The sequence below is a fragment of the Aeromonas encheleia genome, from assembly GCF_900637545.1.
In the GTDB taxonomy this organism is placed as follows: Bacteria; Pseudomonadota; Gammaproteobacteria; order Enterobacterales; family Aeromonadaceae; genus Aeromonas; species Aeromonas encheleia.
Window position 1 is genome coordinate 1,500,365 of the sequence record NZ_LR134376.1, and the last position, 24,212, is coordinate 1,524,576.

The window sequence follows — 24,212 nt, forward strand, 5'->3', positions numbered from 1 at the left end:
CTCGTCGCAAAATGCGAATTATGTGTTTTCATTGTAAGAATATTCGCATTTTGCAAATCTACTTTTGACTCACTGTGCGATCAGTCGGCGCAAGAACTGGCGCGCCGCTTCACTGTTTTGTTTGGCAATCAACATCTGTTTTTCATAGATCGGCATGGGCAGGATCTCGAGCCAGCGTTGGCAGAGCCAGGCCGCATCGTCGAACTGCTTGTCCGGGTAGAGCTCATCCAGTTCCGGATATTGTTCAAACACCTCCCTCAATCTGCTCACCAGCGGTGTGTCGCTGGAATCTGAGTGGGCACTCGGCCAGTTGGGCAGGGTTTCTACCTTGGCGTGGCGCAAGCCGGTTTCGTCCGTCTCCATTTCATGAATGGAGAAGCGTTCGAGACCGAGCACTGTGACCCCGAGCAAGCCATCGTTGAGGGTGTAGAAATCAGTCACCTTGACGCGAGTACCGACCGGCAGTATGCGCCCGCAGCTACCCGTGCTGGTCGTCTCTTCCATGACGATGCCAAAGCCCCGATCATCGATGAACGATTCCTTGAGCATCTGCAGGTGGCGTGGCTCAAACAGGCGCAAGGGGAGTTTCCCGCCCGGCAGTATGTGTGAGGGCAAGGGGAACAGTGCCAAGGGTTGAAGTTTCATGTTCCATCCTCCGATAAGTCGCATCTGCATATGACAATGCAGTGACTGTGCCAGAGGGTGGAAAAAGCGGTGTATTGGGACTGCTGAAGGAAGAACTATTTTAATAGTCGATGAAAATCATGTGGTTATGGGGAGGCAAAAATGCAGCTTTGGTCCGATGCAGCCTTGGACACAAGTGACTCGCAAGGGTTTCGAACATGCCCCATCTGCAGAATGGGGTCTCGTTCGCATATTGCAAATGACTCCCCTGCAAAATGCGCCTCTGCCATCCACCTTCAGCAGCTCTCTGGCATGATGGCAGATGCGGGCTAGGCGGTTGACTCGGCGTGCTGATTCAAGCCTTCCAGCATCAGGGCCGCGATCTCGTCATACATCTGTGACCAGGCTTCGGCCAGCTCGGGCTTGAAGTTTGCGCCCAAGCGCCGCGCCAGCACTGTCGTCAGCGCCTGCTTCAACAGTGCGAACTGGTGTGGTTCCACCTTGAACTTGCGGTGTCTGCGACCGAGATCCCTGATGATGAAACCCAAGGCATCCAGCTGCTCCAGGCTGGTGATCACCGTGTTCAGGGTCTCCGACACCTTGGCGACCGGCATGCCCGCAGGATCGGGAAAGAGGTTGATCAATTCCGGCGACAGTCGGAACAGCTCCTCATACACCTCCTGCACATAGGTGTGATTCAATGCGGTTACCTTGCCCCATGCTCTCTGCACCAACTCGATCTGTTCGGGAGTCATGCCGTCCATCCTTCCTGTGTGGTCGCCTGAAGATAATAATGCACTTGCTCAATAAGGCACAGAGGGGGAAATAAATCATTTCATGGGCCCGGCCGATCGGGACTGTGTGGCGGGGACGGGTCGACACCTGGTCAGCAAAAGGCCCCGACGTAGCGGGGCCTGATTGATTATTTATGCAGCCAGTTGAGCCGCCAGCCGCGACCCTGATGTGATCGCAGGACCCGGAGGGTGAGCGCGCTAGTTGCGCTGCTCCAGGTACATGACGGCGGCTTCCACCCGGCTCTGGGCCTCGAGCTTCTTCAGCAGACTCTTCACGTGCACCTTGACCGTCCCTTCGGAAATATGGAGCACGGAGGCGACCTGCTTGTTGGAGAGCCCCTTGGCTATCTCGCGCAGGATCTGCATCTCGCGGCGGGTCAGGCTCTCCAGCTTCTGCTGCAGATGATCCAGCTCGTAGATGTTTTCCAGATAGGGGCGCAGCGGCTCGCTCAGGATCTGCTTGCCGGTCATGACATCGGCCAGTTGGCCCAGCAGCATGTCAGGCTCGGTGTCCTTGAGCAGGTAACCATCGGCGCCGGCCTTGAGCAGGGCCACCACGTCCTGGCGGGCATCGGAGACAGTCAGGATCACCACCCGGGAGGTGACCTCTTCGGCCCGCAGCGCCTTGAGGGTGTCGAGGCCGGATAGCCCCTTCATGTTGAGATCGAGCAGGATCAGGTCGGGTTCGGATTCCTTGGCCATGGCCACGGCATCGGTACCGTTGGAAGCCTCACCGATCACCTCGATGTTCTCTTCCAGTTCCAGCAGCTGCACAATCCCTTTGCGCATGAGGGGATGGTCATCCACGACCAGAACACTATATTTCATCTCGTCCATCAGGCGTCTCTTGTTAGGCTGGTGGGAAAGGTCAGGTGTACACGGGTGCCGCCGGATGGCGGCTCACTGATGGCCAGCTGGCCGTGCAACTTGCTGGCGCGCTCGCTCATGATGCTAAGACCGTAGTGATTGACCGCGGAGCTCGCGCCCCCTATTCCGACACCATCATCTGAAATCTGAACCTGAATGTTACCATCAGCCAGGGTCTCACAGCTAACCTCAATCAGCTGTGCGCCGGCATGTTTGATGGCATTGAGCACTGCCTCACGGATCAGCTGCAGGATATGGATGTGCTGCCCCGCCTCGAGGTCGGTATCGGCCAGACCGTATTGGAGCCTGATCTCGGCCCGGGTCTGGGGCTTGAGCTGCTCCAGCATGACGCCGATGGCTTCGCCGAGATTGGCGTCACCTATGCTGAGGCGGAAGGTGCCGAGCAACTCGCGCAGCTGGGTATAGGCGTTGCTGAGCCCCTCGTCGATCTGCTGCATGGCCGCCTCGGCCTTGCCGTGATCCCCCTTGGCGACGGAGCGCTTGAGCAGGGTGGACTGGATCTTGAGGTAGGAGAGCGCCTGGGCCAGCGAGTCGTGCAGCTCGCGGGCGATGACGGCACGCTCCTCCATCAGCAGCAGGCGCTGATGTTGCAGCAGGGTCTGATCCTTGTGCAGCACCTGGGCCAGCAGCATGGAGAAGTTCTTCATCAGCCGCTCGTCGATGGGGTGCTCGCTGATCATGTCGAGCCGCCCGAACTCCTGATCGTCCATCTGCAGATAGAAGCTCACCAGGCTATCCAGATCGCCGGGCCAGCCCTTGCGGCCGGTGATGTACACCGGCATGGCGTTGTGCTCGAAGCGGGTCAGCCGGATGTAGTCGATGTGCTGATGGGCGGCCGCCCGCTCCAGCAGCTTCTGCAGGGTACGCCGGCTCAGCGGCGCCGCATGCAGCTTCTGGGCGGTGGAATAGAGGAAGGAGAGGGTATCGTTGGCCTGTTGCAGCTTGGCGGTCTTCTCCTCCACCTTGCTCTCCAGCTCCCGATAGAGCTTGCCGAGTTCGTCCGCCATGGTGACGAAGGCGCCCGACAGCTCCCCCAGTTCGTTCTCGCAGTGGGGGGGCAGGGTGAGATCGAACTCCTGGCGCTGGATCTGGCGGGCGCAATAGACCAGCTGGTTGAGCGGGGCCACCACCTGCTGGCGGGTGAAGCGCACCGTGAACCAGGCGATGGTGATGATGGAGAGCAGCCCCAGCCCCTCCGCCAGCGCCAGCATGCGCACCTTGAACTCCACGTGGTATTGCATCTGGTTGACGAAGTCGTCGATGGCGGCGACGAACTGTTCGGTGTTGTCGGTGTAGCGCCTGGGGGTGGCATTCTCGATGTGCTCACGCATCACCTGCCATTGCAGCAACACCTCGCCATAGGTGCGGCGCAGGGAGGCGGGGGTGATCCAGCGCTGGGTCTCCTGCAACTCGCGCGCGCGCAGCGTCTGCTCGAACTGGGCGAGTCGCCCCAGCACTGTCTGGCCCTGCTCGATCTCGTAGGCCATCCGATAGGCCTGCATGCGCAATGAGCCGGACAGGTTGATGGCCTTGGCATCGGGGACCGAATAGAACAGGGTGACCATGGCGACGACGGCGATCAGGCTCGCCATGAACAGGATGAGCACCATGGAGCGGCCGATGGCGCTGCTGACAGACTGCACTTTGAACCACTTTCGCATGCTGGTTGAGGGTCCCGGGACTGGTAAGAAACCACATAAAGTTGCGTGGGAGTGTACTCCAACTTGTGCTAGCATCGAAAAACTAGATGAACTCCGAGCGGTTTTGCCTAAGTCCTCAGATAGGGGGAAACCGCCGTCAGCCGATCTTCGCGCTGTAAGGGTCAGGAAAGAAATGCCCTGGCCTCCCGTATTTGGAAAGGTGTTTATGTTGCCACTTGAAGATGGTTTTTCCCGTCGTTTTTACTATTTGCGCCTGTCGGTCACCGACGTGTGCAATTTTCGTTGTACCTACTGCCTGCCGGACGGTTATCGCCCCCCGGATGGAAACAAGGAGGGGCGCAAGTCGTTCCTCTCGCAAGAGGAGATCCGCCGGATAGTGTCCGGCTTCGCCGCCATGGGCACCCGCAAGGTGCGCCTGACCGGTGGCGAGCCCTCCCTGCGCCGTGATTTCACCGCCATCATCGAGACCGTGGCCAACACGCCCGGGATCGAGAAGGTGGCGATGACCACCAATGGTTATCGTTTGAAGGAGCGGGCGCAGGAGTGGTTCGATGCGGGCCTCACCGCCCTCAACGTCAGTGTCGACAGCCTGGATCCGCGTCAGTTTCACCAGATCACCGGTGAGAACAAGCTGGCGGAGGTGATGGAGGGGATCGAAGCGGCGCTGGCCGCCGGCTTCAAGTCGGTGAAGATCAATGCGGTGCTGCTCAAGGGGCTCAACGATCAGCAGCTGGATGCGTTTCTGGCCTGGATCAGGCACAAGCCCATCGAACTGCGCTTCATCGAGCTGATGCAGACCGGGGAGATGGACAGCCTGTTTCGCGATCACCACGCCAGCGGCGAGCTCATCAAGCAGCAGCTGCTCGGCAATGGCTGGGTCCAGCAGCTGCGCGGGGCCGACGACGGTCCGGCCCAGGTGTTTATGCACCCGGCGTCACAGGGCGGGGTGGGGCTCATCATGCCCTACAGCAAGGACTTCTGCGCCGGTTGCAACCGGCTGCGGGTCTCCTCGGTGGGCAAGCTGCACCTCTGCCTGTTCGGCGACCACGGCGTGGAGCTGCGGGATCTGCTCACTGCCGACAGCCAACAGGACGAGTTGCAACAACGGATCCGCCAGGCCCTCGTCGGCAAGGCCGCCACCCATCGCCTGCACGACGGCAATGCCGGCATGACCCCCCATCTTGCCTCCATCGGCGGTTGAGGTTTCGCCGCCCGATAAAAATAGCCACCGATTAATAAGCAATCCTCACATAGGGGTATTTTGACCCGCCCCTGTGTGACCTCATTGTGCCAAGGGATTGATCCAGCGCAAGAATCCCCCCTGTTTATCCCCCTAGTGGTATATCCCTTAACTTGTCGGGGACGCAATATACACCCACGCTTATAATTGGTATTGAAAATACCAGTCACATAGTCCGCACTCGAGTCTTTTACCTGCGAAGAGGAAGCAATATGCCGGATGGGGTCAACCTGTCACGCCGTGGTTTGTTTCGAGGCCGACTGAGTGCGCCCGAGCCCGAGACACGGCTGCCCTGGTCCCTCTCCTGGCCCGACTTCGTGGCCGACTGTACCCGTTGCGGAGACTGCCTGACGGCCTGTCCGGAGCAGATCCTGGTCAAGGGAGACGGTGGTTTCCCGACCCTGGACTTTAGCCGCGGCGAGTGCACCTTTTGTACCAAATGTGTCTCGGCCTGCGAGCTGCCGCTGTTTCGTCCGGTGACGGAAGCCCCCTGGGACTACGTGGCCCATATCGAAGCCGGTTGTCTGGCCCATGAGCAGGTCTTCTGCCAGCGCTGTCAGGACAGCTGCGAACACAATGCGATCCGTTTTTCTCCCCAGTTGGGACGAGTGCCGACGCCCAGTATCGATCTCGAGCTGTGCAATGGCTGTGGCGCCTGCGTCGCGGATTGCCCGGTCGGCAGCATCAGGGTCGGCGCACCCCGCGGCAAACCGAATCAGGTCTGAGCCAGGCGTCGCCGGCATGCCCCCAGGGTGGCATCGCCTCTGCCGCTAGCCGATAGGAAGCAAGGATGAGCAAGTTGGAAAACACTATGAACCGAGAAGAGTTCCACGTATCGAGCCTGGTGGTGCTGACCCAGCCCCCATTGCGTCACCGGCTCGCCGAACAGATCGCGGCCCTTGAGGGTGCCGAGATCCATGCTGTCAGCGACGAAGGCAAGTTGGTGGTGACCCTGGAAGGGTCGAGCCAGCGCCCCATCATGGCGGCCATAGATGCCATTGGGGCAATGCCCGGGGTGCTCTCCGCCGCCCTGATCTACCACCAGTTCGATGAACTCGATAAGCAATGCGAGGATATGCCATGAAGCTGAGTCGACGCGACTTTATGAAGGCCAATGCGGTGGCGGCTGCCGCTGCCGTGGCCGGTGTCAGTGCCCCCACCCTGGCGGCGAACCTTATCACCAGCACCGACAAGACCGCCATCACCTGGGACAAGGCGCCGTGCCGCTTCTGCGGGACCGGCTGCTCAGTGCTGGTGGGCTCCCAGGCCGGCCGCGTCGTCGCGACCCAGGGCGATCCCGATGCGCCGGTCAACCGTGGCCTCAACTGCATCAAGGGCTACTTCCTGTCGAAAATCATGTATGGCGAGGATCGTCTGACCCAGCCGCTGCTGCGCATGACCAACGGCAAGTTCGACAAGAACGGTGACTTCGCCCCCATCAGCTGGGATCAGGCGTTCGACATCATGGCCGAGAAGTTCAAGGCCACCCTCAAAGAGAAGGGCCCGACCGCGGTCGGCATGTTCGGCTCAGGCCAGTGGACCGTGTGGGAAGGCTACGCCGCCTCCAAGCTGATGAAGGCGGGCTTCCGCTCCAACAACCTGGATCCCAACGCCCGTCACTGCATGGCCTCGGCCGTGGTCGGCTTCATGCGCACCTTCGGCATGGATGAGCCCATGGGCTGCTACGACGACATCGAGCAGGCCGACGCCTTCGTGCTGTGGGGCTCCAACATGGCCGAGATGCACCCCATCCTCTGGTCCCGGATGTCCGATCGCCGCCTCTCCAATCCGGACGTGCAGGTGCATGTGCTCTCCACCTTCGAGCATCGCAGCTTCGAGTTGGCCGACAACGGCATGGTGTTCACCCCGCAGACCGATCTCGCGATCCTCAACTACGTCGCCAACTACATCATCCAGAACGACAAGGTGAACTGGGAGTTCGTCAACAAGCACACCCAGTTCCGCAAGGGCGTCACCGACATCGGCTATGGCCTGCGTCCGACCAACCCGCTGCAGCAGCAGGCGAAGAACCCGGACAGCGGCGACTCCACCCCCATGAGCTTCGATGACTTCGCGAAATTCGTGGCGGACTACGACGTCGAGTCGGTCTCCAAGCTCTCCGGCGTCTCCAAGGAGAAGCTGGAAAAACTGGCCCAGATCTATGCGGATCCGGCCAAGAAGGTGGTCTCCTACTGGACCATGGGCTTCAACCAGCACACCCGCGGCGTCTGGGCCAACAACCTCTGCTACAACATCCACCTGCTGACCGGCAAGATCTCCACCCCGGGCAGCGGTCCCTTCTCCCTGACCGGCCAGCCTTCCGCCTGTGGTACCGCGCGGGAAGTGGGCACCTTCGCCCACCGCCTGCCGGCCGACATGGTGGTGACCGAGCCCAAGCACCGCGCCATCGCCGAGAAGATCTGGAAGCTGCCGGAAGGCACCATCCCGGACAAGGTGGGTTACCACGCCGTGCTGCAGAGCCGCATGCTCAAGGATGGCAAGCTCAACGCCTACTGGGTGATGTGCAACAACAACATGCAGGCCGGCCCGAACATGAACGAGGAGGGGCTGCCCGGTTATCGCAACCCGGCCAACTTCATCGTGGTGTCCGACCCTTACCCGACCGTCACTGCGCAAGCGGCGGACCTTATCCTGCCCACCGCCATGTGGGTGGAGAAGGAGGGCGCTTACGGCAACGCCGAGCGTCGCACCCAGTTCTGGCACCAGCAGGTCAAGGCGCCGGAAGGGGCCAAGTCCGATCTGTGGCAGCTGATGGAGTTCGCCAAACGCTTCACCGTGGAAGAGGTGTGGCCGGCCGAGCTTATCGCCAAGATGCCGGAAGTGAAGGGCAAGACCCTCTATGAGGTGCTCTACCGCAACGGTCAGGTCGATCAGTTCCCGAAAGAGCAGAGCAAGGGAGCACTGAACGACGAGGCCGACCACTTCGGCTTCTACGTGCAGAAGGGCCTGTTCGAGGAGTACGCCAGCTTCGGCCGTGGCCATGGTCACGATCTGGCCCCCTTCGATCAGTATCACGAGGCCCGCGGCCTGCGCTGGCCCGTGGTGGACGGCAAGGAGACCCTGTGGCGCTATCGCGAAGGCTTCGATCCTTATGTGAAGGCGGGCGAGGGGGTGCGTTTCTACGGCAAGCCTGACGGCAAGGCGGTGATCTTCGCGCTGCCCTATGAGCCGGCCGCCGAGTCGCCTGACAAGGAATACGACATGTGGCTCTCCACCGGCCGCGTGCTGGAGCACTGGCACACCGGCACCATGACCCGCCGCGTGCCCGAGCTCTATCGCGCCTTCCCGGATGCGGTGCTGTTCATGCACCCGGAAGATGCCAAGGCCCGTGGCGTGCGCCGTGGCGAAGAGGTGATCGTCGCCTCCCGCCGGGGCGAGGTGAAGACCCGGGTCGAGACCCGCGGCCGCAACCGTCCGCCCAAAGGCCTGGTATTCATGCCCTTCTTCGATGCGAGCCAGCTGGTCAACAAGCTGACCCTGGACGCCACGGATCCGCTCTCCAAGGAGACGGATTACAAGAAGTGCGCCGTCAAGGTCATGAAGGCGTAAGGCGAGGCCCGGGGGATGAGTCGCAGCCGTCGCCAGTTCCTGGCCGACCTTGCCAAGGGGGCCTGCTCCGTGGGCCTGCTTGGCGCAGGGCTCGGCGGGGTGGCCCGGCAGCAGGCGCAGGCTGTGCCCGCCCAGGCACTGCGGCCGCCTGCGGCCCTGGACGAGGCGGAGTTCCTCGGCGCCTGTGTGCGCTGCGGGCTCTGCGTCGAGGCTTGTCCCTACGACACCCTCAAGCTCGCCAGGCTGCTGGAGCCGGTGACCACCGGCACCCCCTATTTCGAGGCGCGCGCCGTGCCGTGCGAGATGTGTGACGACATCCCCTGCGTGGTGGCCTGTCCGAGCGGGGCGCTGGATCCGGCCATGACCGACATCGATCAGGCGCGGATGGGGGTGGCGGTGCTCATCGACCATGAGACCTGCCTCAACTATCTGGGCCTGCGCTGCGATGTCTGTTACCGGGTCTGCCCGCTCATCGATCAGGCGATCACGCTCGAACTGGTGCGCAACCCGCGCACCGGCAAGCACGCCATGTTTCTGCCCACAGTGCACAGCGACAGCTGTACCGGCTGCGGCAAGTGTGAGCATGCCTGCGTGCTGGAGACGGCGGCGATCAAGGTGGTGCCCCACCGGCTCGCCAAGGGGGAGCTCGGCCATCACTACCGGCTCGGCTGGGAAGAGAAGCAGAAGGCGGGCAAGTCGCTCATCGGTGAGCGCCTCACCCTGCCGACCCGCAAACCGGAGGGGCTATGAGCCGCTATCCGGGGCAAGAGGCGAGGGTGCGGCTCGGCTGGTGGCGATCACACCGCTTCCTGCTGCTGCGCCGTCTGACCCAGTTCGGCGTGCTGGGGCTCTTCCTGTTGGGGCCACTGGCGGGGATCTGGATCCTCAAGGGCAACCTCTCGAGCTCTTTATTGCTGGAGAGGGTGCCGCTGACGGATCCGCTCACCCTGTTGCAGTCGGTCGCGGCGGGTCACTGGCCGGTCGCCACCCTGTGGCTCGGCGCGGCCATAGTGCTGCTGGGGTACTGGCTGGTCGGGGGGCGGCTGTTCTGCTCCTGGGTCTGCCCGGTCAACCTCATCACGGATGCGGCGGCCTGGCTGCGGGCCCGGCTCGGTCTCAAGGGCAACGGTCAGTTCGACCGCAACACGCGCTACTGGCTGCTGGCCATGGTGCTGCTGGCTCCGGCCATCACGGGCGTGCTGGTGTGGGAGCTGGTCAACCCGGTGTCGCTGGCCCTGCGCGGTCTGCTGTTTGGCATGGGGGCGGGCTGGGGCTTGCTGGTGGCCCTGTTCCTGTTCGATCTGTTGGTGGTGGAGCGAGGCTGGTGTGGCCATCTCTGCCCGGTGGGGGCCTTCTATGCCCTGCTCAACCGGGTCGGGTTCATCAAGATTTCTGCCAAAGGGCGTGAGCGTTGCAGCAACTGCATGGATTGTTATGCGGTCTGCCCCGAGCGTCCCATCCTGCGCGGCCCGGTCCACGGTGCCAGGCGCGGTCACGGGCCCTTGATTGTGGCTCAGGAGTGCACTAACTGCGGCCGTTGCATCGATGTCTGCGCGGAGCAAGTTTTCGAAATCACAGTAGGTTTTGCCGTCAAGGCAGAGAAAACGTCGGAGAACACATAATGAAAAAGCTGATTGGAGCAATGCTGGCCTGCCTGATGGCGGGTTCCTTGATGGCGGCAGTCCCCGAGATCACCAACAGCACGGGAGGCATCAAGTCGGAGCGAGGCAGCACGGATCTCGCGATCGAGGCCGAGGCCGCCCCGCTCAAGAACTATCGCAAGGATGGCGACATCTACGATCGTCAGTACATGCATCAGCCCCCGCTGATCCCGCACGATACCCGTAACTACGAGGTGGACAACAAGGTCAACAAGTGTCTGGCCTGTCACAGCTTCAAGAACGCCAGTGCCATGAAGGCTCCCAAGATCAGCCCGACTCACTTCGAGACCCGTGACGGCCTGACCCTGGGTGAAGTCTCCCCCCGTCGCTACTTCTGTCTGCAGTGCCACGTGCCGCAAGCGGATGCCAAGCCGCTGGTGGAGAATACTTTCAAGCCGGTCGAAGCCCTGAACTAAGGAGTCCATAGATGAAATTACCCGGCTTTGCGCAACATCTCTGGAACACTTTCAAGTTTCCCTTGAACGAAGCACCGAACTGAGGAATCCACAGATGAAATTACCTGGTTTTGTGCAGCGACTCTGGACCACCTTCAAGTCTCCCTCCAAGGCGGCCCTCTGGGTGCTGCTGATGATGGGTTTCTTCGGCGGCGTCATCTTCTGGGGGGGCTTCAACACCGCCATGGAGGCGTCCAACACCGAGAAGTTCTGTACCGGTTGCCACGAGATGAAGGACAACGTCTTCGTCGAGTACCGTGACACCATCCACTACGCGAACCGCTCCGGCGTGCGCGCCAGCTGCCCGGATTGCCATGTGCCCCACGAATGGACCTACAAGATCATTCGCAAGGTGCAGGCCTCCAAGGAGCTGTGGGGCATGCTGACCGGCAAGGTGGACACCCGCGAGAAGTTCGAATCGCATCGGCGCGAGATGGCCGAGCGGGAGTGGCAACGGATGAAGGAGACGGATTCGAGGGAGTGTCGCAACTGCCACAACTTCGAATACATGGACTTCTCCCTGCAGGGACGGCGTGCCGCCAAGATGCACTCCACCAACCTGGCCAGCGGCGAGAGCACCTGCATCGACTGTCACAAGGGCATAGCGCACCAGCTGCCCGACATGACGGGGGTGAAGGGCTTCTAAGGACGTGACCACAGGGTCGGGCATGCCCGGCCCTGTGGTTTTTCATTTTTATGGACTCGTTAATCCCATCTGCACGGCAACTTTTGATAGAATCCGTGCGCGATAACGCGACCCCCGCCGTTTTCCCCTCTCACCAGCCGGCATGGCTTCGGCGGTATCTGGCCGGGTGGGGGCGTGTCATCCCTTCTCCTCTCGTGGTCAATGATTGACAGGAATTGCCCAATGGCACCCAAAAACAGCGAATTCATTCCTCTCCAGATCGCCGTACTGACGGTCTCCGACAGCCGCACCGCCACCGACGACAGCTCGGGGGATTATCTGGTGTCGGCCCTGACGCAGGCCGGTCATCAGCTGGCGGATCGGGCGCTGTGCGCCGACAATCTGTTCCGCGTGCGGGCCCAGGTAAGCCAGTGGATCGTCGATGAGGCGGTGCAGGTGGTGCTGATCAACGGTGGCACCGGCTTCAATGAACAGAACCGGGTACCTGAGGCGGTGGGCGTGCTGTTCGAGCGCACGGTACAGGGCTTTGGCGAGATGTTCCGCCAGCTCTCCTTTGCCGAGATAAAAGGTTCGGCTATGCAGAGCCGGGCGCTGGCGGGACTCGCCAACCGCACCCTCATCTGCTGCCTGCCCGGCTCCACCGGCGCCTGCCAGCTGGGCTGGGAGCAGCTCATTCGGGATCAGCTCGATGCCCGCACCAGGCCCTGCAACTTTGTCTCCCACCTTTGAACCCCACCCCTGAGGGAAAGTGATGAACCTGACCCATCTCAATCAAAGCGGTGAGGCCCACATGGTGGACGTGACCGACAAGCAGGTCACCGAAAGGGAGGCCCGCGCCGAAGCCTTCGTGACTATGGCGCCCGCCACCCTGGCCCTGATCCTGAGCGGCCAGCACCACAAGGGCGACGTCTTTGCCACCGCCCGCATCGCCGGCATCATGGCGGCCAAGAAGACCGCCGACCTGATCCCGCTCTGCCATCCATTGGCACTCACCAAGGTGGAGGTAGAGATCGAAGCCCAGCCCGAGCACAATAGGGTGCATATCCGCACCCTCTGCAAGCTCTCGGGCAAGACAGGGGTGGAGATGGAAGCCCTGACCGCCGCCTCGGTGGCGGCGCTCACCATCTACGACATGTGCAAGGCGGTGCAGAAGGACATGGTGATCGAGCAGCTGCGCCTGGTCGAGAAGAGGGGCGGCAAGTCCGGCCACTTCCAGCTGGCGCCGGATGCAGGAGAGAACGCATGATCAAGGTACTGTTCTTCGCCCAGGTGCGGGAGCTGGTCGGTTGCGACGAGCTGAGCCTGCCCAGCGACTACGCCACGGCCGAACAACTGCGCGTGGCCCTGTGCGAGCGCGGCGACAAGTGGGCACTGGCGCTGGAAGCGGGCAAGCTGCTGGTGGCGGTCAACCAGACCCTGGTGCCCCTCGATACGGTACTGACCGATGGCGACGAGGTGGCCTTCTTCCCCCCCGTGACTGGAGGCTGAGCCCATGTCCCACGAGATGCCCACTGATTTGACCGATCGCATCCTGGTGCAGCGGGCCGACTTCTCCCTCGGTGACGAATACCAGCGGCTCGCCGCCCGTCACGACACGGGCGCCATCGTCACCTTCGTCGGCAAGGTGCGCGACTTCAATCAGGGGGAGCAGGTCAAGGGGCTGGCCCTCGAGCACTACCCCGGCATGACCGAGAAGGCGCTGGCCGATATCGTCGCCCAGGCGCGCAGCCGTTGGCCGCTGCAGGAGTGCACCCTGATCCACCGCATCGGTGAGCTGCTGCTCGGCGATCAGATAGTGCTGGTGGCGGTGAGCAGCGCCCACCGGGATGCAGCCTTCGAGGCCTGCCACTTCATCATGGATTTCTTGAAGACAAGGGCGCCGTTCTGGAAGAAAGAGCTGACCGCCGAGGGCATAACGCGCTGGGTCGAGGCCAAGCAGAGCGATGACGACGCCGCGGCTCGCTGGTGAATAGACGCTGATAAGGCGCACGCTGATATTGAGGGAGTGAGCCCCGCGAAGGGATTGCCCCATTTTCGGGCCCGGCAGAACCAGGCCCTCGGTGTAATGACAGGAGTAAGGGAATGAAGCAGCTGTTATCCGTGTTGTTGGTGGGCGCCTGCGCCTGCGCGCTGCACAGCGGTGCCGTGCAGGCCGACGAGGTCACGGTCGCCGTGGCCGCCAACTTCAAGGGCACCATAGAGCGCATCGGCAAGGAGTTCACCGCCAAGACCGGCCATAGCGTCGTCATCAGCTCGGCGGCCACCGGGGTGCTCTACACCCAGATAAGCCACGGTGCCCCCTTCGATCTCTTCCTCTCCGCCGACGTCAGCACCCCCGAGAAGCTGGAGAAAGAAGGCAAGGGCAGCGAGCGCTTCACCTACGCCATCGGCCAGCTGGGTCTGTGGAAGAAGGGTGGCCCGGCCCCCGATGAAGCCACTCTGCGCGGCTGGAAGGGCAACCTCGCCATCGCCAACCCGCGCACCGCCCCCTACGGCGCCGCCGCCATGGCGACCCTGGAGCAGCTCAAGATCGATCCCAAGCAGTATCGCCTGCTGACCGGTGCCAACATAGGCCAGACCTGGCAGTTTGTGGACACAGGCAACGCCGAGCTGGGCTTCGTCGCCTGGGCCAACCTGGTGGAGGCGGGCAAGACCGGCGAAGCCTGGGCGGTGCCGAACCAGCTCTACCCGGCCATCGAGCAGCAGGGGCTGGTGCTGAAGAAAGGGGAAGCGGTCGATGCCCTGGTGGCCTGGCTCAAGGGCCCGGGCCAGAGCACCATCAAGGACGCGGGTTATGCCCTGCCGCAATGATGGCCTGAGCGCTAATTCCGCATGATGAGTGGCCGGCCTCTGGGCCGGCCACTCTTTGCTATGAGGATGCAAGACATGTTGTTGCTCGAACCTGGCCGGGGCCTTGACCATGAGTGAGGGAGATCTGCTGGCCGTCTGGCTGACCCTGAAGCTGGCCGGCAGCACCACCGGCATTCTGCTGCTGCTGTCACCGCCGCTGGCCTGGTGGCTGTCTCGCAGCCAGCACCGGCTGCGGCCGCTGGTGGAGGCGCTGGTGGCGTTGCCGCTGGTGCTGCCGCCGACGGTGCTCGGCTTCTATCTGTTGCTCGCCTTCTCCCCCTCCTACGGCTTCGGTGCCTGGTGGAAGGAGACCTTCGGCGCCCCCCTTGCCTTCAGTTTCCTCGGCCTGCTGTTTGCCTCCATCCTCTATTCGCTGCCCTTCGTGGTGCAGCCGCTCACCTCCGCCTTCGTCAACATGGGCAGCAAAGAACTTGAGGCGGCCGCCACCCTGGGGCTGGGGCCCCTCGAGCGCTTCTTCCACATCATCTTGCCGATGACGCTGCCGAGCTTCGTGATGGCGGCGGCGCTGGGCTTTGCCCATACCCTCGGGGAGTTCGGGGTGGTGCTGATGATAGGGGGCAACATCCCGGGGGAGACCCAGGTGCTCTCCATCGCCCTGTTCGATCACGTGGAGGCCATGGATTATCAAAATGCCCACACTCTGGCCGGCGGCCTGATGGGCTTCTCCCTCGTCATGCTGGTGCTGGTCTACGGCGTCTTGCAGCGTCGGCAACGGAGGCTGTTCGGATGAGCCTTCACCTCAAGGCCAGGCGCCGGTTTGGCGGCTTCGAGCTCGACTGCGAGCTTGCGCTGCCGCTGGGCGGCATGCTCGGCCTGTTCGGCCCCTCAGGTTGTGGCAAGAGCACCCTGCTGCGCATCATCGCCGGACTCGATCGCCAGCCCCAGGACCGCCTGCGCTGGCAGGGGCGGGAGCTAGGGAGCCTGCTGCCCGAGCGGCGCCGCATCGGCCTGGTGTTTCAGGACTCGCGGCTCTTCCCCCATATGACGGTACTGGCCAACCTGCAGCTGGCGGCCCGCAAGGGCAGGGGGCGCTGGCAACCCGAGGCGCTGGCCGAGCGGCTCGGTTTCGCCGAACTGCTGCCCCAGCCCGCCCATGGCCTCTCCGGGGGCCAACGCCAGCGGGTGGCGCTGGGGCGGGCGCTGCTGGCGGAGCCCGATCTGCTGCTGCTGGATGAGCCCTTCTCGGCGCTGGACAGGCGCAGCCGCATTCATCAGGCCCATGTGCTGAGGGGCCTGCAGCGCGAGAGCGGCCTGCCGATGATCTTCGTCAGCCACGCCATGGAAGAGGTGAGCCTGCTGTGCGATCAGCTGGTGCTGCTGGCCGAGGGGCGAGTGGAGGCGCAAGGCCGGCCCGGCGATATCTTCGCCCGCACCGACTTGTCGCTCGCCAGTCGCGATGACGCCGGCGTCATGCTGAGCGCCACCCTGGCCCACTACGACGACGCCTCGCAGATGGCGAGCCTGCGACTCGGCGAGCAGACCCTGATGGTCACCATGGATCATGCCCCCGACGAGACAGGCCCCCTGCAGATCAAGGTGGCGGGACGGGACGTGGTGATCGCCACCGCCCCCATAGCGCACTCCAGCCTCTCCAACTGCCTCGAGACCCGTCTGCTGGAGATCCGGGAAGTCAGGCCGGGCCAAACCCTGTTGCAGTTGGCTCTGGGGCAGCAGATACTGCTGGCCCGGATCACCAGTCGCTCCGCCGAGCGGCTCGCGCTGGTGCCAGGGCAGCTCCTCTATGCCTACATCAAGGCGGTGAGTCTGGTCGGCGAAGGTTGAGGTGCCTGGGACAAGATCCGCTCTTCCATGTCCCTATCCAGCAAGGCGATGAGTCTGGTCGGTGAGGGTTGAGGTGCCTGGGACAGGAGCCGCTGTTCTATGGCCCTTTCCAACAAGGCGATGAGTCTGGTCGGTGAGGGCGGACTGTCAGCGCAACAAGGGAATCTATGTCATCAGGTGCCGGCATCGAGCCGAGAGGGAGAGCGCGGGTGCGTCGCAATCAGGTAATGAAATCCCATGGCTTGGCCCTGCGCAGTGCGGGGGAGGGGCCTTTGCTGTTATTGCTGCACGGGCTCGGCTCCTCCAGCCTCGACTGGCAGGCCCAGCTCGAGCACTTCTCGCAGCACTACCGGGTGGTGGCCCTCGACTTGCGTGGTCACGGCCAGAGCATGCAGGAGGGGCCCTTCGATGTGCCCACCCTGGCGGCGGACGTGGCCCGCTGGCTCGACGAGCAGCCAGAACCCGCCTGGGTGGTGGGGCTCTCCCTGGGGGCCATGGTGGCGCTGGAGCTGGCCCTGCAACTGCCGAACAAGATCCGCGGTCTGGTGCTGGTCAACGGCTTTAGCGAGTTCTTGCTGGAGAGCCCCAAGGAGCGGGAGCGCTACGCCCAGCGCCTGAAGTGGTTGCGTTGGTTCGGCCTGCGCCCGCTCGCCTGGTGGCTGGCGCGGGAACTCTTCCCCGGCCCCGAGCTTGCCCAGCTGCGCCAGACCTTCCGGCTGCGTTTCGTGCGCAGCAACAAGAAGAAGGTCTACAGGGCCCTGCTCGCTGCCTTGCCCGGCTGGTCGGCCCGCGCCCGGCTCGGCACCCTCTGGCAGCCGGTGGCCATCATCTCCACGACCCAGGACTATCTGCCGCTGGCCAAACGGGTGGAGCAGTTCGCCTCCCTGCCCAACGCCAGCATCCACACCCCTCCCGGCCATCATGCCTGGCCGGCGGAAGATCCCGCCGGATTCAATCATTTGCTTCACCGGATTTTAGAAACTCATTAAACTTGTCGCCCCTTACCCGTACCACCCGTGTATGTATTGGTCCGATCGCCTTGCCAATGGCATAAGGCAAGGCAATCGGACCCATTTGCTCCATTAACAGGTATTTCCTCATGTCTGAAGTAATGAAAATGGCCATCGATGATGGTTCGACCAACGTCAAGGTGAGCTGGATTGAGAACAAGGTGCTCAAGACCATCATCTCTCCCAACTCTTTTCGCAAGGATTGGAAGAGCGCCGCATTGCGCAAAGACAAGAAGATCTACAACTACGAGATCGGCAACACCAAGTACACCTATGACGCGACCTCCGACAAGTCGCTGGCAACCACCCATGTGGAGTACCAATACGACGACTTGAACCTGCTGTCGGTGCACCATGCCTTGCTGCAGACCGGTGTCACGCCCGGCGACGTGGCCATCACAGTGACCCTGCCCATCACCGAGTTTTATAACCCGGATGATTGCCAGCGCAACGAAGAGAAGATCGAGAAGAAGCGCCGCAACCTGATGCGGGCCATCTCCCTCAACAAGGGCGAGTTGTTCAACATCGTCAGCGTGGAAGTAATGCCGGAGAGCCTGCCTGCGGCGCTTTCTCGCCTTATCGGCTCAGGCTGCAACGAATTCACCAAGACGCTGGTGATCGACTGCGGCGGCACCACCCTGGACATGGGGATCATCGTCGGCGAGTTTGACGATGTCTCCGACGTCTATGGCAACAACGAGATCGGCGTCTCCATGGTGACAGATGCCACGCGCAAGGCGCTGGCGGCGGCTGACAGCGACTCCAGCTATTTGGTGGCCAACGAGTTTATCAAGCGTCGCCATGACATGAGCTTCGTGCGCGACGTGGTCAACGACGAGAGCCAGATCCCCAAGATCCTCGAGAAGATGCAGAACAAGATCGACGAACTGGGCACCCAGGTTGCGCACGAAGCCAAGAAGTTCGCCAAGAACCCGAACCGGGTCTATCTGGTCGGCGGCGGCGCCTCGCTGATCCATGAGGCGATCAAGAGTGCCTACCCGACTCTGGGGGAGAGGGTGGAGCTGCTGGATGATGCCCAGTCCGCGCTGGCGCGGGAGATCTGCCTCTACACCACGGAAGAAGACGAAGTCTACCGGGAAGCGGCCGTGATGGCCGAGGTGGCGGATGAGTAGTCAGCTCAAGCGCATGACCTTCTCCATCTACATGGATCCGGGTGCGCTGGAGTCTGATCGCTACGCAGTCGGGGTGCTGCAGAACTGGTATCAGCGCGCCCGCAAGATCCAGGATGGGGCTGAGGAGTTCGACTTCTCCAAGAGTCGCTTCCACAAGGACATCTACCTCTCCGGCATGTTCATGTATGTGCTGGCGCCCAATCTTTGCAAGGTTATCGCCAATGCCCTCGGGCCCGAGCAGGTGAGCCTGACCACCCTGCGTCACGCCTTCGCCAGCTGTGGTTTCAGTCTGGGAGAAGAGGCCACATCACCTGGCGCTACCGACACCATGATCGACCAGATTGTAGCCAGACTGGCTCCCCAATGGGGACAGGGAGACAACGCCGCGCTGGTGGATGAGATAATTCATCGCCTTGGTCAGCAATCCCCCACATCGACTCAAGACAATCTGGTGGATGAAATCGTGAGTCGGCTCGGCGAGCAGCAGCCCACCGAATTGTGGGATGAGCTCAGGCAGGGATTGCCCGGTGTGCTGGACCATGACCAGCTGGCCGAGGCCATCGCGGGCAAGCTGCCGACGGCGGCTGCCGAGCAGGATCTGGCGCCGCTGCAGAGCAGCATTCAGTTGCTCTCTCGCCAGTTGGAAGAACAGTCCCGGCTTATTCGCGAACAGCACCGGCTGATCCAGCGACTGGCCAGCCAGCCGGGGCGGTCCGTCGGGCCGGACGAGTCGACGAGTGAGCCTCTGGTCGAGGATCTCTCGCGCCAGGTCGCGAACATGAAGAAGGTCAAGGCGAAGGGGATCTTCTAAGCGCTGACCCATGTCACCATGTGCTCATGCAAAAAAGCCGACCTCGGGGTCGGCTTTTTGATTGGTGCAAGCGGCTTGCTCTGACCGGGCTAATACCCTGGCCGGGCTAATGCCCTGAACAGACCGGGCAGTCGGGGCGCTTGGGCAGCTTCATCTCGCGGAAGGTGCCGCTGAGGCCATCGATCATCAAGAGGCGGCCGCTGTAGCTGCGCCCCGTGCCCGCCAGCAATTTTATCGTCTCCAGCGCCTGCAGGCTGCCCACCAGGCCGACCATGGGCGCCAGCACCCCCGCCTCGACACAAGTCAGCGACTGCTCGCCAAACAGCGAGCTGAGGCAGGCGTAGCAGGGCTCGCCCGCCTGCCAGCTGAAGCTGACAATCTGCCCCTCCAGCCGGATGGCGGCGCCGGACACCAGCGGCACGCCGTGTTGGCGGGCGCGCTGATTGAGCAGGTTGCGGATGGCGACGTTGTCGGTGCAGTCGAGCACCAGCTGGTGGCTCGGCAGCAGGGCATCGAGCAGCGCCTCGTCGGCCAGGACGGCGTGGGTCTCGACCCTGAGCCAGGGGTTGAGGGTGCGCAGCGTCTCGGCCGCCGAGTCCACCTTGTACTGGCCGATGCGGCCATCATGGTGCAGCACCTGGCGCTGCAGGTTGGAGAGCTCCACCCTGTCGAAATCCACCAGGGTCAGCTGGCCGACCCCGGCCACTCCCAGATATTGGGCGGCGGCGCAGCCCAGGCCACCGGCGCCGATCACCAGCACCTTGGCCTGCTTGAGCGCCTCCTGCCCCTCGAAGTCGAAGGCCTTGAGGACTATCTGGCGGTTGTAGCGCAGCAGCTCGGCATCGCTGAGGATCTCGCTCACAGCAGCAATCCCGAGAAGGACTCGACGGTGACGGTTTCGCCCGCCGCCACCTTGCCGCGCGCCTGCTCCAGCACTATGTAGCAGTTGGCTCGGGACAGGGAGCTGAACACGCCGGAGTCCTGGGAGCCGGTGCTGCGCACCTCCAGGCCGTTTGGCCCCTGGGTCAATATGCCGCGCTGGAAATCCAGGCGCCCCGGGGACTTCTTCAGGGGTTCGGTGACGGTGGCGGCGAGGCGCAGCGGCGCGGCCAGGGTTTGGCCGGCCAGCCTGGCCAGCGCCGGCTTGACCAGCTGATCGAAGGTGACCATGGCGGAGACAGGGTTGCCCGGCAGGCCGAAGAACCAGGCGTTCGGCAGGCGACCGAAGGCGAAGGGCTTGCCCGGCTTGATGGCGAGCTTCCAGAAGCCGATCTCGCCGAGCTCCTCCAGCAGTTGCTTGGTGAAGTCCGCCTCGCCGACCGAGACGCCGCCGGTGGTGATGAGGGCATCGGCCTCACGGTCTGCCTGGAGGAAGGCGGCGCGTAGCTGGGCCGGGTCGTCCGGAATGATGCCAAGGTCCAGGCACTCGCAGCCCAGGCGTGCCAGCATGGCCTTGACGCCGTAGCGGTTGGAGTCGTAGATGTCGCCGTGGGCGAGCGGGGTGCCCACCGGTTTGAGCTCATCACCGGTGCTGAAGATGGCGACCTTGAGCGGGCGACGGACCCTGACGCTGGCGATGCCGAGCGACGCCAGCAGCGGCAGCTCGCGCGGGCTGAGGCGAAGGCCCACCGCCAGCACCCGGGCGCCTTCGGCAAGGTCTTCGCCGCGGCGACGGATGTTCTGGCCGGGCCTCGGCTGAGTGAGGAAGCGCACCAGTTCGCCTTCGACTTGCGCCTCCTCCTGCATGACGACCGCCTCGGTGCCCTCGGGGACCGGTGCCCCCGTCATGATGCGGATGCAGTGGCCGGCGGGCCAGTCTCCCTGATAGGGCTGGCCGGCGAAGGCCTTGCCCGCCACGGCCAGCGGCGCGCCGGCGGCGAGATCGGCCAGCCGCACGGCGTAACCGTCCATGGCGGAGTTATCGAACGGCGGCACCGACAGGGGGGAGACGATCTCCTCGGCCAGTATCCGATCCAGCGCCTCTGGCAACGGCAGTTGCTCGCTGTCGCAGCAGCAGGCGAGTTGGTCCAGCATCCCTTGCAGGGCATCGCTCAAGGGGAGGAGTGCGCCGGTATCGAATCCCATCATCATTACCTCTTTGGTGTGGTAGAGGGCGGATTATCCCAAAAAAAGCCCCTCATGGGCAGGCTGTCGCGGGGGTAAAACCGGGCGGATTGGCATAAAGTCAGGTGTCGGGCTTGAGTTAGTCCGAATTATGACAATAATCGCCCAGTACGATTGCGCCACCGCAGCATTGCTGGCGGCCATCACAGTCCCTGAGCACGGGAGAGGAAGATGATGACGAACTTAAGTCAGGAAGCCCTGTTGGTCAGGGCAGCCCTCGAGGCCCAGGGCCTGGAGACACCGCTGGTAGCCAATGAATTGAACGGCCAGCAGAAGAAGGAAAAAATCGAAGGCCACATGCGCGCCATCATGGAGACGCTGGGGCTGGATCTGCGCGACGACAGTCTGGCCGAGACGCCGCACCGCATCGCCAAGATGTACGTGAACGAGATCTTCTCCGGCCTCGACTACACCACCTTCCCCAAGGTGACGGTGATCGAGAACAAGATGAAGGTGGACGAGATGATCATGGTGCGGGACATCAGCCTCACCAGCACCTGCGAGCACCACTTCGTTACCATCGACGGGCTGGCCCACGTGGCCTACATCCCCCGTGGCAAGGTGATCGGGCTCTCCAAGATCAACCGCATCGTCCAGTTCTTCGCGCGCCGTCCCCAGGTGCAGGAGCGGCTCACCCAGCAGATCCTGCTGGCGCTGCAGACCCTGCTCGGCACCAGGGATGTGGCCATCAGCATCAAGGCGACCCACTTCTGCGTGAAGGCGCGCGGGGTGATGGATTCCACCTCCCATACCACCACCACCTCCCTCGGTGGCGTCTTCAAGACCCAGCCGGACACCCGCGCCGAGTTTCTGGGCGGCCTGAAAGGCTGATCACAGGGGGCGGGTCGACGCGACCTGCCCCCGCCGTTTGCTCCCCCTTTTTGCCTCTTCCCTTCGTCCTTCCGAACTTTCGTCATAAAAGTGCTAAAGGCATGCCCGATCAGGCCGATACAGCTCACCATGCCGATTGACGGCCTGTTTGACACCCGACCCCGTCAGGCCGGCCAGGCTTGGCGACCAGAGTCGACAAGCGCGGCTCACCGGTAAGCTCGCCCCGTTCGTGCCGGCACGGAGGGGCCTGATCTACTGCTATGGATGGCAGGTATCGTGATTTGTGCCACAGGCACAGCGCAGAGGATGCCACTCGTTCACCCATATGCAGGACACGCCATGAACACCATGACGATAGGTAAGAAACTCACCGCCGGCTTCGCCGTGCTCGGCCTGATGATGGCCTTCATCGGCGGCTTCTCGCTGCTGGAGTTCAGCAAGATGAACCGGGCCGCCATCGGCTTCACCGACAGCATACTGCCCGCCGTGGTGCGCACTAGTGCTCTGGGTGAGACCATCAACGCCCTGCGCCGCTACGAGCTGGATGTGTTCCTGGTGGCGGACGATCCCCAGCAGAAGGCCCATTACCGCGATGCCAGCGAGCAGAGCCTGAGAGAGGTCGGACAGCAGATAGCGGTGCACGATGCCAGCATCTGGGCGACAGATGTGGAGGAGCGTCGTAGCTTCGACATCGTCAAGGCGGGTTGGGACAAGTACGTCGCCCTGCATCAGCGTATCCGGCAGATGCAGGACAGCGGCCAGATGGCCGAGGCCCAGCGCCTCTTCATGTCCGAGGGGATCAACCTCTACACCACCCTGTCCAAGTCGGTGGCGGATCTCATTCGCATCAACCATGGCTACTCCGTCAACTCCCGCGCCGAGGTGGTGGAGGCCTATGACGATGCCAAGCTGAGCGTCGTCATCACGCTGCTGCTGGGGCTGGGGCTGGTGGCGGTGCTCTCCACCGTGCTGACCCGCCAGATCCGGGATCCCCTGGTGATGCTGGCCCGTCAGGCCCAGCGCATCGCCGGCGGCGAGCTCGGCAGGGGTGAGCTGCAGGAGTGGATCCGCAACGACCGCTTCAAGCGGGATGAACTGGGCCAGCTCGGCTCGGCCATCGATCGCATGCAGGGGTCGCTGGCCGAGCTGGTGAGCGAGATCTCGGGCTCGGTGAGCCAGCTCAGCAGCGCGGTGGAGGAGGTGAGTGCCATCTCCGAGCAGTCCGCCAAGGGCATGGCCAGCCAGCAGGGGGAGGTGTCCCAGGTCGCCACCGCCATGAACGAGATGCAGTCCACCGTCCTCGAGGTTGCCCGCAACACCACGGACGCCATGAGCGCCGCCAAGGCTGCCTCCCACACCTCGGGCGAAGGCCATAGGGTGGTGGGGCGTGCCATCGGCAGCATCGAGCTGGTGTCGCAGCAGATCGAGCAGGCGGGCGGGGTGGTGCAGCAGCTGGAGCAAGACAGCGCCAACATCAGCATGGTGCTGGATGTGATCCGCGGCATCGCCGAGCAGACCAACCTGCTGGCGCTCAACGCGGCCATCGAGGCGGCCCGGGCGGGCGAGCAGGGTCGCGGCTTTGCCGTGGTGGCCGACGAGGTCCGCTCCCTGGCCCAGCGGACCCAGAACTCCACCGCCGAGATCAGCAAGATGATCGAGGTGTTGCAGGGCCGCACCGCCGAGGCGGGCAGTGCCATGCAGCTGAGCCGTCAGCAGATGCAGAGCAGCGTCGATCTGGCGCGGGAGGCGGGCAACAGCATCGACAGCATCAACGGCGCCGTCACCCAGATCTCGGACATGAACACCCTGATCGCCACCGCGACCGAGGAGCAGAACGCGGTGACCGAGGAGCTCAACCGCAGCATAGTCAACATCCACAATGCCGCCGACGAGAACGCGCTGGGGGCCCAGCAGACCGCCCAGGCCTGCGTCGAGCTGAGCAAGCTGGCCACCTCCCTGCACCACATGACCCAACGCTTCACGCTCTGAGTCTGTTCAGGTGCCGATAAAAACAAGGCCCCGCCAATTGGCGGGGCCTTGTTTTTTGGGGCAGGCGGCCTAAGCCCCCGCCTGTTTCGTGCTAGCCATCAGCTCAGGCCAACTATCTCGCC

The 24,212-nt window shown here is 63.1% G+C and carries 26 protein-coding genes and 1 riboswitch; of the genes, 20 read left to right on the forward strand and 6 right to left on the reverse strand.

Translation table 11 applies throughout. From position 1 onward, the window contains the following. Positions 1–69 precede the first annotated feature (69 nt). From EL255_RS07150 to narQ, 4 genes are all read right to left on the reverse strand, one after another. A complete protein-coding gene (locus EL255_RS07150; RefSeq protein ID WP_042651402.1) occupies positions 70–645 on the reverse strand; it encodes an LON peptidase substrate-binding domain-containing protein in 576 nt (191 codons plus the stop codon). Positions 646–953: 308 nt separating this feature from the next. After that, entirely contained in the window at positions 954–1,379 is a 426-nt protein-coding gene (locus EL255_RS07155; protein ID WP_042651403.1) for a globin domain-containing protein, read from the reverse strand. Positions 1,380–1,616: 237 nt separating this feature from the next. Then, positions 1,617–2,255, reverse strand: a complete 639-nt coding sequence (gene narL, locus EL255_RS07160; protein WP_042651404.1) for a two-component system response regulator NarL — start codon at positions 2,253–2,255, stop codon at positions 1,617–1,619. Then, positions 2,255–3,967, reverse strand: coding sequence for a nitrate/nitrite two-component system sensor histidine kinase NarQ (gene narQ / locus EL255_RS07165; RefSeq protein WP_042651405.1), 1,713 nt, complete (start codon positions 3,965–3,967; stop codon positions 2,255–2,257). Before narQ ends, narL begins: the two co-directional genes overlap by 1 nt. Before the next feature lie 79 nt (positions 3,968–4,046). Then, a riboswitch (molybdenum cofactor riboswitch) is annotated at positions 4,047–4,185 on the forward strand. Here narQ and moaA point away from each other — a divergent pair. From moaA to EL255_RS07255, 18 genes are all read left to right on the forward strand, one after another. Further along, entirely contained in the window at positions 4,173–5,168 is a 996-nt protein-coding gene (moaA, locus tag EL255_RS07170; protein ID WP_042651406.1) for a GTP 3',8-cyclase MoaA, read from the forward strand. Its footprint overlaps the riboswitch before it by 13 nt. A 251-nt stretch (positions 5,169–5,419) precedes the next feature. Then, positions 5,420–5,932 carry a ferredoxin-type protein NapF gene (napF, locus tag EL255_RS07175; protein WP_042651407.1) on the forward strand — a complete coding sequence of 171 codons (513 nt, stop codon included), beginning with the start codon at positions 5,420–5,422 and terminating at the stop codon, positions 5,930–5,932. 65 nt (positions 5,933–5,997) lie between these two features. After that, positions 5,998–6,291, forward strand: a complete 294-nt coding sequence (locus EL255_RS07180; RefSeq protein ID WP_232018914.1) for a chaperone NapD — start codon at positions 5,998–6,000, stop codon at positions 6,289–6,291. After that, positions 6,288–8,777, forward strand: a complete 2,490-nt coding sequence (napA, locus tag EL255_RS07185; protein WP_042651409.1) for a nitrate reductase catalytic subunit NapA — start codon at positions 6,288–6,290, stop codon at positions 8,775–8,777. Before EL255_RS07180 ends, napA begins: the two co-directional genes overlap by 4 nt. Before the next feature lie 15 nt (positions 8,778–8,792). After that, positions 8,793–9,527, forward strand: coding sequence for a ferredoxin-type protein NapG (gene napG, locus EL255_RS07190; protein ID WP_042651410.1), 735 nt, complete (start codon positions 8,793–8,795; stop codon positions 9,525–9,527). Next, complete coding sequence (napH, locus tag EL255_RS07195; RefSeq protein ID WP_042651411.1) at positions 9,524–10,399, forward strand: quinol dehydrogenase ferredoxin subunit NapH; 876 nt, start codon at positions 9,524–9,526, stop codon at positions 10,397–10,399. Before napG ends, napH begins: the two co-directional genes overlap by 4 nt. Then, positions 10,399–10,854, forward strand: coding sequence for a nitrate reductase cytochrome c-type subunit (locus tag EL255_RS07200; protein ID WP_042651412.1), 456 nt, complete (start codon positions 10,399–10,401; stop codon positions 10,852–10,854). The genes napH and EL255_RS07200 overlap by 1 nt, the downstream gene beginning before the upstream one ends. Positions 10,855–10,948: 94 nt before the next feature. Then, positions 10,949–11,539, forward strand: a complete 591-nt coding sequence (locus EL255_RS07205; protein ID WP_042651413.1) for a cytochrome c3 family protein — start codon at positions 10,949–10,951, stop codon at positions 11,537–11,539. Positions 11,540–11,761: 222 nt separating this feature from the next. Then, positions 11,762–12,268 carry a molybdenum cofactor biosynthesis protein B gene (gene moaB / locus EL255_RS07210; RefSeq protein WP_042651414.1) on the forward strand — a complete coding sequence of 169 codons (507 nt, stop codon included), beginning with the start codon at positions 11,762–11,764 and terminating at the stop codon, positions 12,266–12,268. A 22-nt stretch (positions 12,269–12,290) separates the two neighbouring features. Further along, positions 12,291–12,785, forward strand: coding sequence for a cyclic pyranopterin monophosphate synthase MoaC (gene moaC / locus EL255_RS07215; RefSeq protein ID WP_042651415.1), 495 nt, complete (start codon positions 12,291–12,293; stop codon positions 12,783–12,785). Further along, entirely contained in the window at positions 12,782–13,027 is a 246-nt protein-coding gene (gene moaD / locus EL255_RS07220) for a molybdopterin synthase sulfur carrier subunit (protein ID WP_042651416.1), read from the forward strand. Before moaC ends, moaD begins: the two co-directional genes overlap by 4 nt. A gap of 4 nt (positions 13,028–13,031) precedes the next feature. Continuing rightward, entirely contained in the window at positions 13,032–13,508 is a 477-nt protein-coding gene (moaE, locus tag EL255_RS07225) for a molybdopterin synthase catalytic subunit MoaE (protein ID WP_042651417.1), read from the forward strand. 113 nt (positions 13,509–13,621) lie between these two features. Further along, positions 13,622–14,350, forward strand: a complete 729-nt coding sequence (gene modA / locus EL255_RS07230) for a molybdate ABC transporter substrate-binding protein (protein ID WP_042651418.1) — start codon at positions 13,622–13,624, stop codon at positions 14,348–14,350. 109 nt (positions 14,351–14,459) lie between these two features. Continuing rightward, positions 14,460–15,140, forward strand: a complete 681-nt coding sequence (gene modB, locus EL255_RS07235; RefSeq protein ID WP_042651419.1) for a molybdate ABC transporter permease subunit — start codon at positions 14,460–14,462, stop codon at positions 15,138–15,140. After that, positions 15,137–16,192, forward strand: a complete 1,056-nt coding sequence (modC, locus tag EL255_RS07240; protein WP_042651420.1) for a molybdenum ABC transporter ATP-binding protein — start codon at positions 15,137–15,139, stop codon at positions 16,190–16,192. The genes modB and modC overlap by 4 nt, the downstream gene beginning before the upstream one ends. Positions 16,193–16,401: 209 nt before the next feature. After that, positions 16,402–17,181 carry an alpha/beta fold hydrolase gene (locus tag EL255_RS07245; protein WP_042651421.1) on the forward strand — a complete coding sequence of 260 codons (780 nt, stop codon included), beginning with the start codon at positions 16,402–16,404 and terminating at the stop codon, positions 17,179–17,181. A 110-nt stretch (positions 17,182–17,291) separates the two neighbouring features. Further along, the gene (gene parM, locus EL255_RS07250) at positions 17,292–18,335 is read left to right on the forward strand and encodes a plasmid segregation protein ParM domain-containing protein (RefSeq protein ID WP_232018915.1); all 1,044 of its coding nucleotides are present in this window, start codon (positions 17,292–17,294) and stop codon (positions 18,333–18,335) included. Next, on the forward strand, positions 18,328–19,146 hold the full coding sequence (locus tag EL255_RS07255) for a hypothetical protein (protein WP_232018916.1): 819 nt from the start codon (positions 18,328–18,330) through the stop codon (positions 19,144–19,146). Before parM ends, EL255_RS07255 begins: the two co-directional genes overlap by 8 nt. A gap of 106 nt (positions 19,147–19,252) precedes the next feature. On the opposite strand, the gene moeB is transcribed toward EL255_RS07255, so the two are convergent. Together moeB and moeA are read right to left on the reverse strand one after the other, a co-directional pair. Continuing rightward, positions 19,253–20,008 (reverse strand): molybdopterin-synthase adenylyltransferase MoeB, encoded by a 756-nt coding sequence (gene moeB, locus EL255_RS07260; protein WP_042651423.1) that lies wholly within the window; start codon positions 20,006–20,008, stop codon positions 19,253–19,255. Further along, the gene (moeA, locus tag EL255_RS07265; protein ID WP_042651518.1) at positions 20,005–21,231 is read right to left on the reverse strand and encodes a molybdopterin molybdotransferase MoeA; all 1,227 of its coding nucleotides are present in this window, start codon (positions 21,229–21,231) and stop codon (positions 20,005–20,007) included. Before moeA ends, moeB begins: the two co-directional genes overlap by 4 nt. Before the next feature lie 213 nt (positions 21,232–21,444). Between moeA and folE the strand changes: the two genes are divergently transcribed. Then, a complete protein-coding gene (folE, locus tag EL255_RS07270) occupies positions 21,445–22,101 on the forward strand; it encodes a GTP cyclohydrolase I FolE (RefSeq protein ID WP_042651519.1) in 657 nt (218 codons plus the stop codon). Between the two features lie 339 nt (positions 22,102–22,440). Then, positions 22,441–24,090 carry a methyl-accepting chemotaxis protein gene (locus EL255_RS07275; RefSeq protein WP_042651424.1) on the forward strand — a complete coding sequence of 550 codons (1,650 nt, stop codon included), beginning with the start codon at positions 22,441–22,443 and terminating at the stop codon, positions 24,088–24,090. The last annotated feature ends 122 nt before the right edge of the window (positions 24,091–24,212 follow it).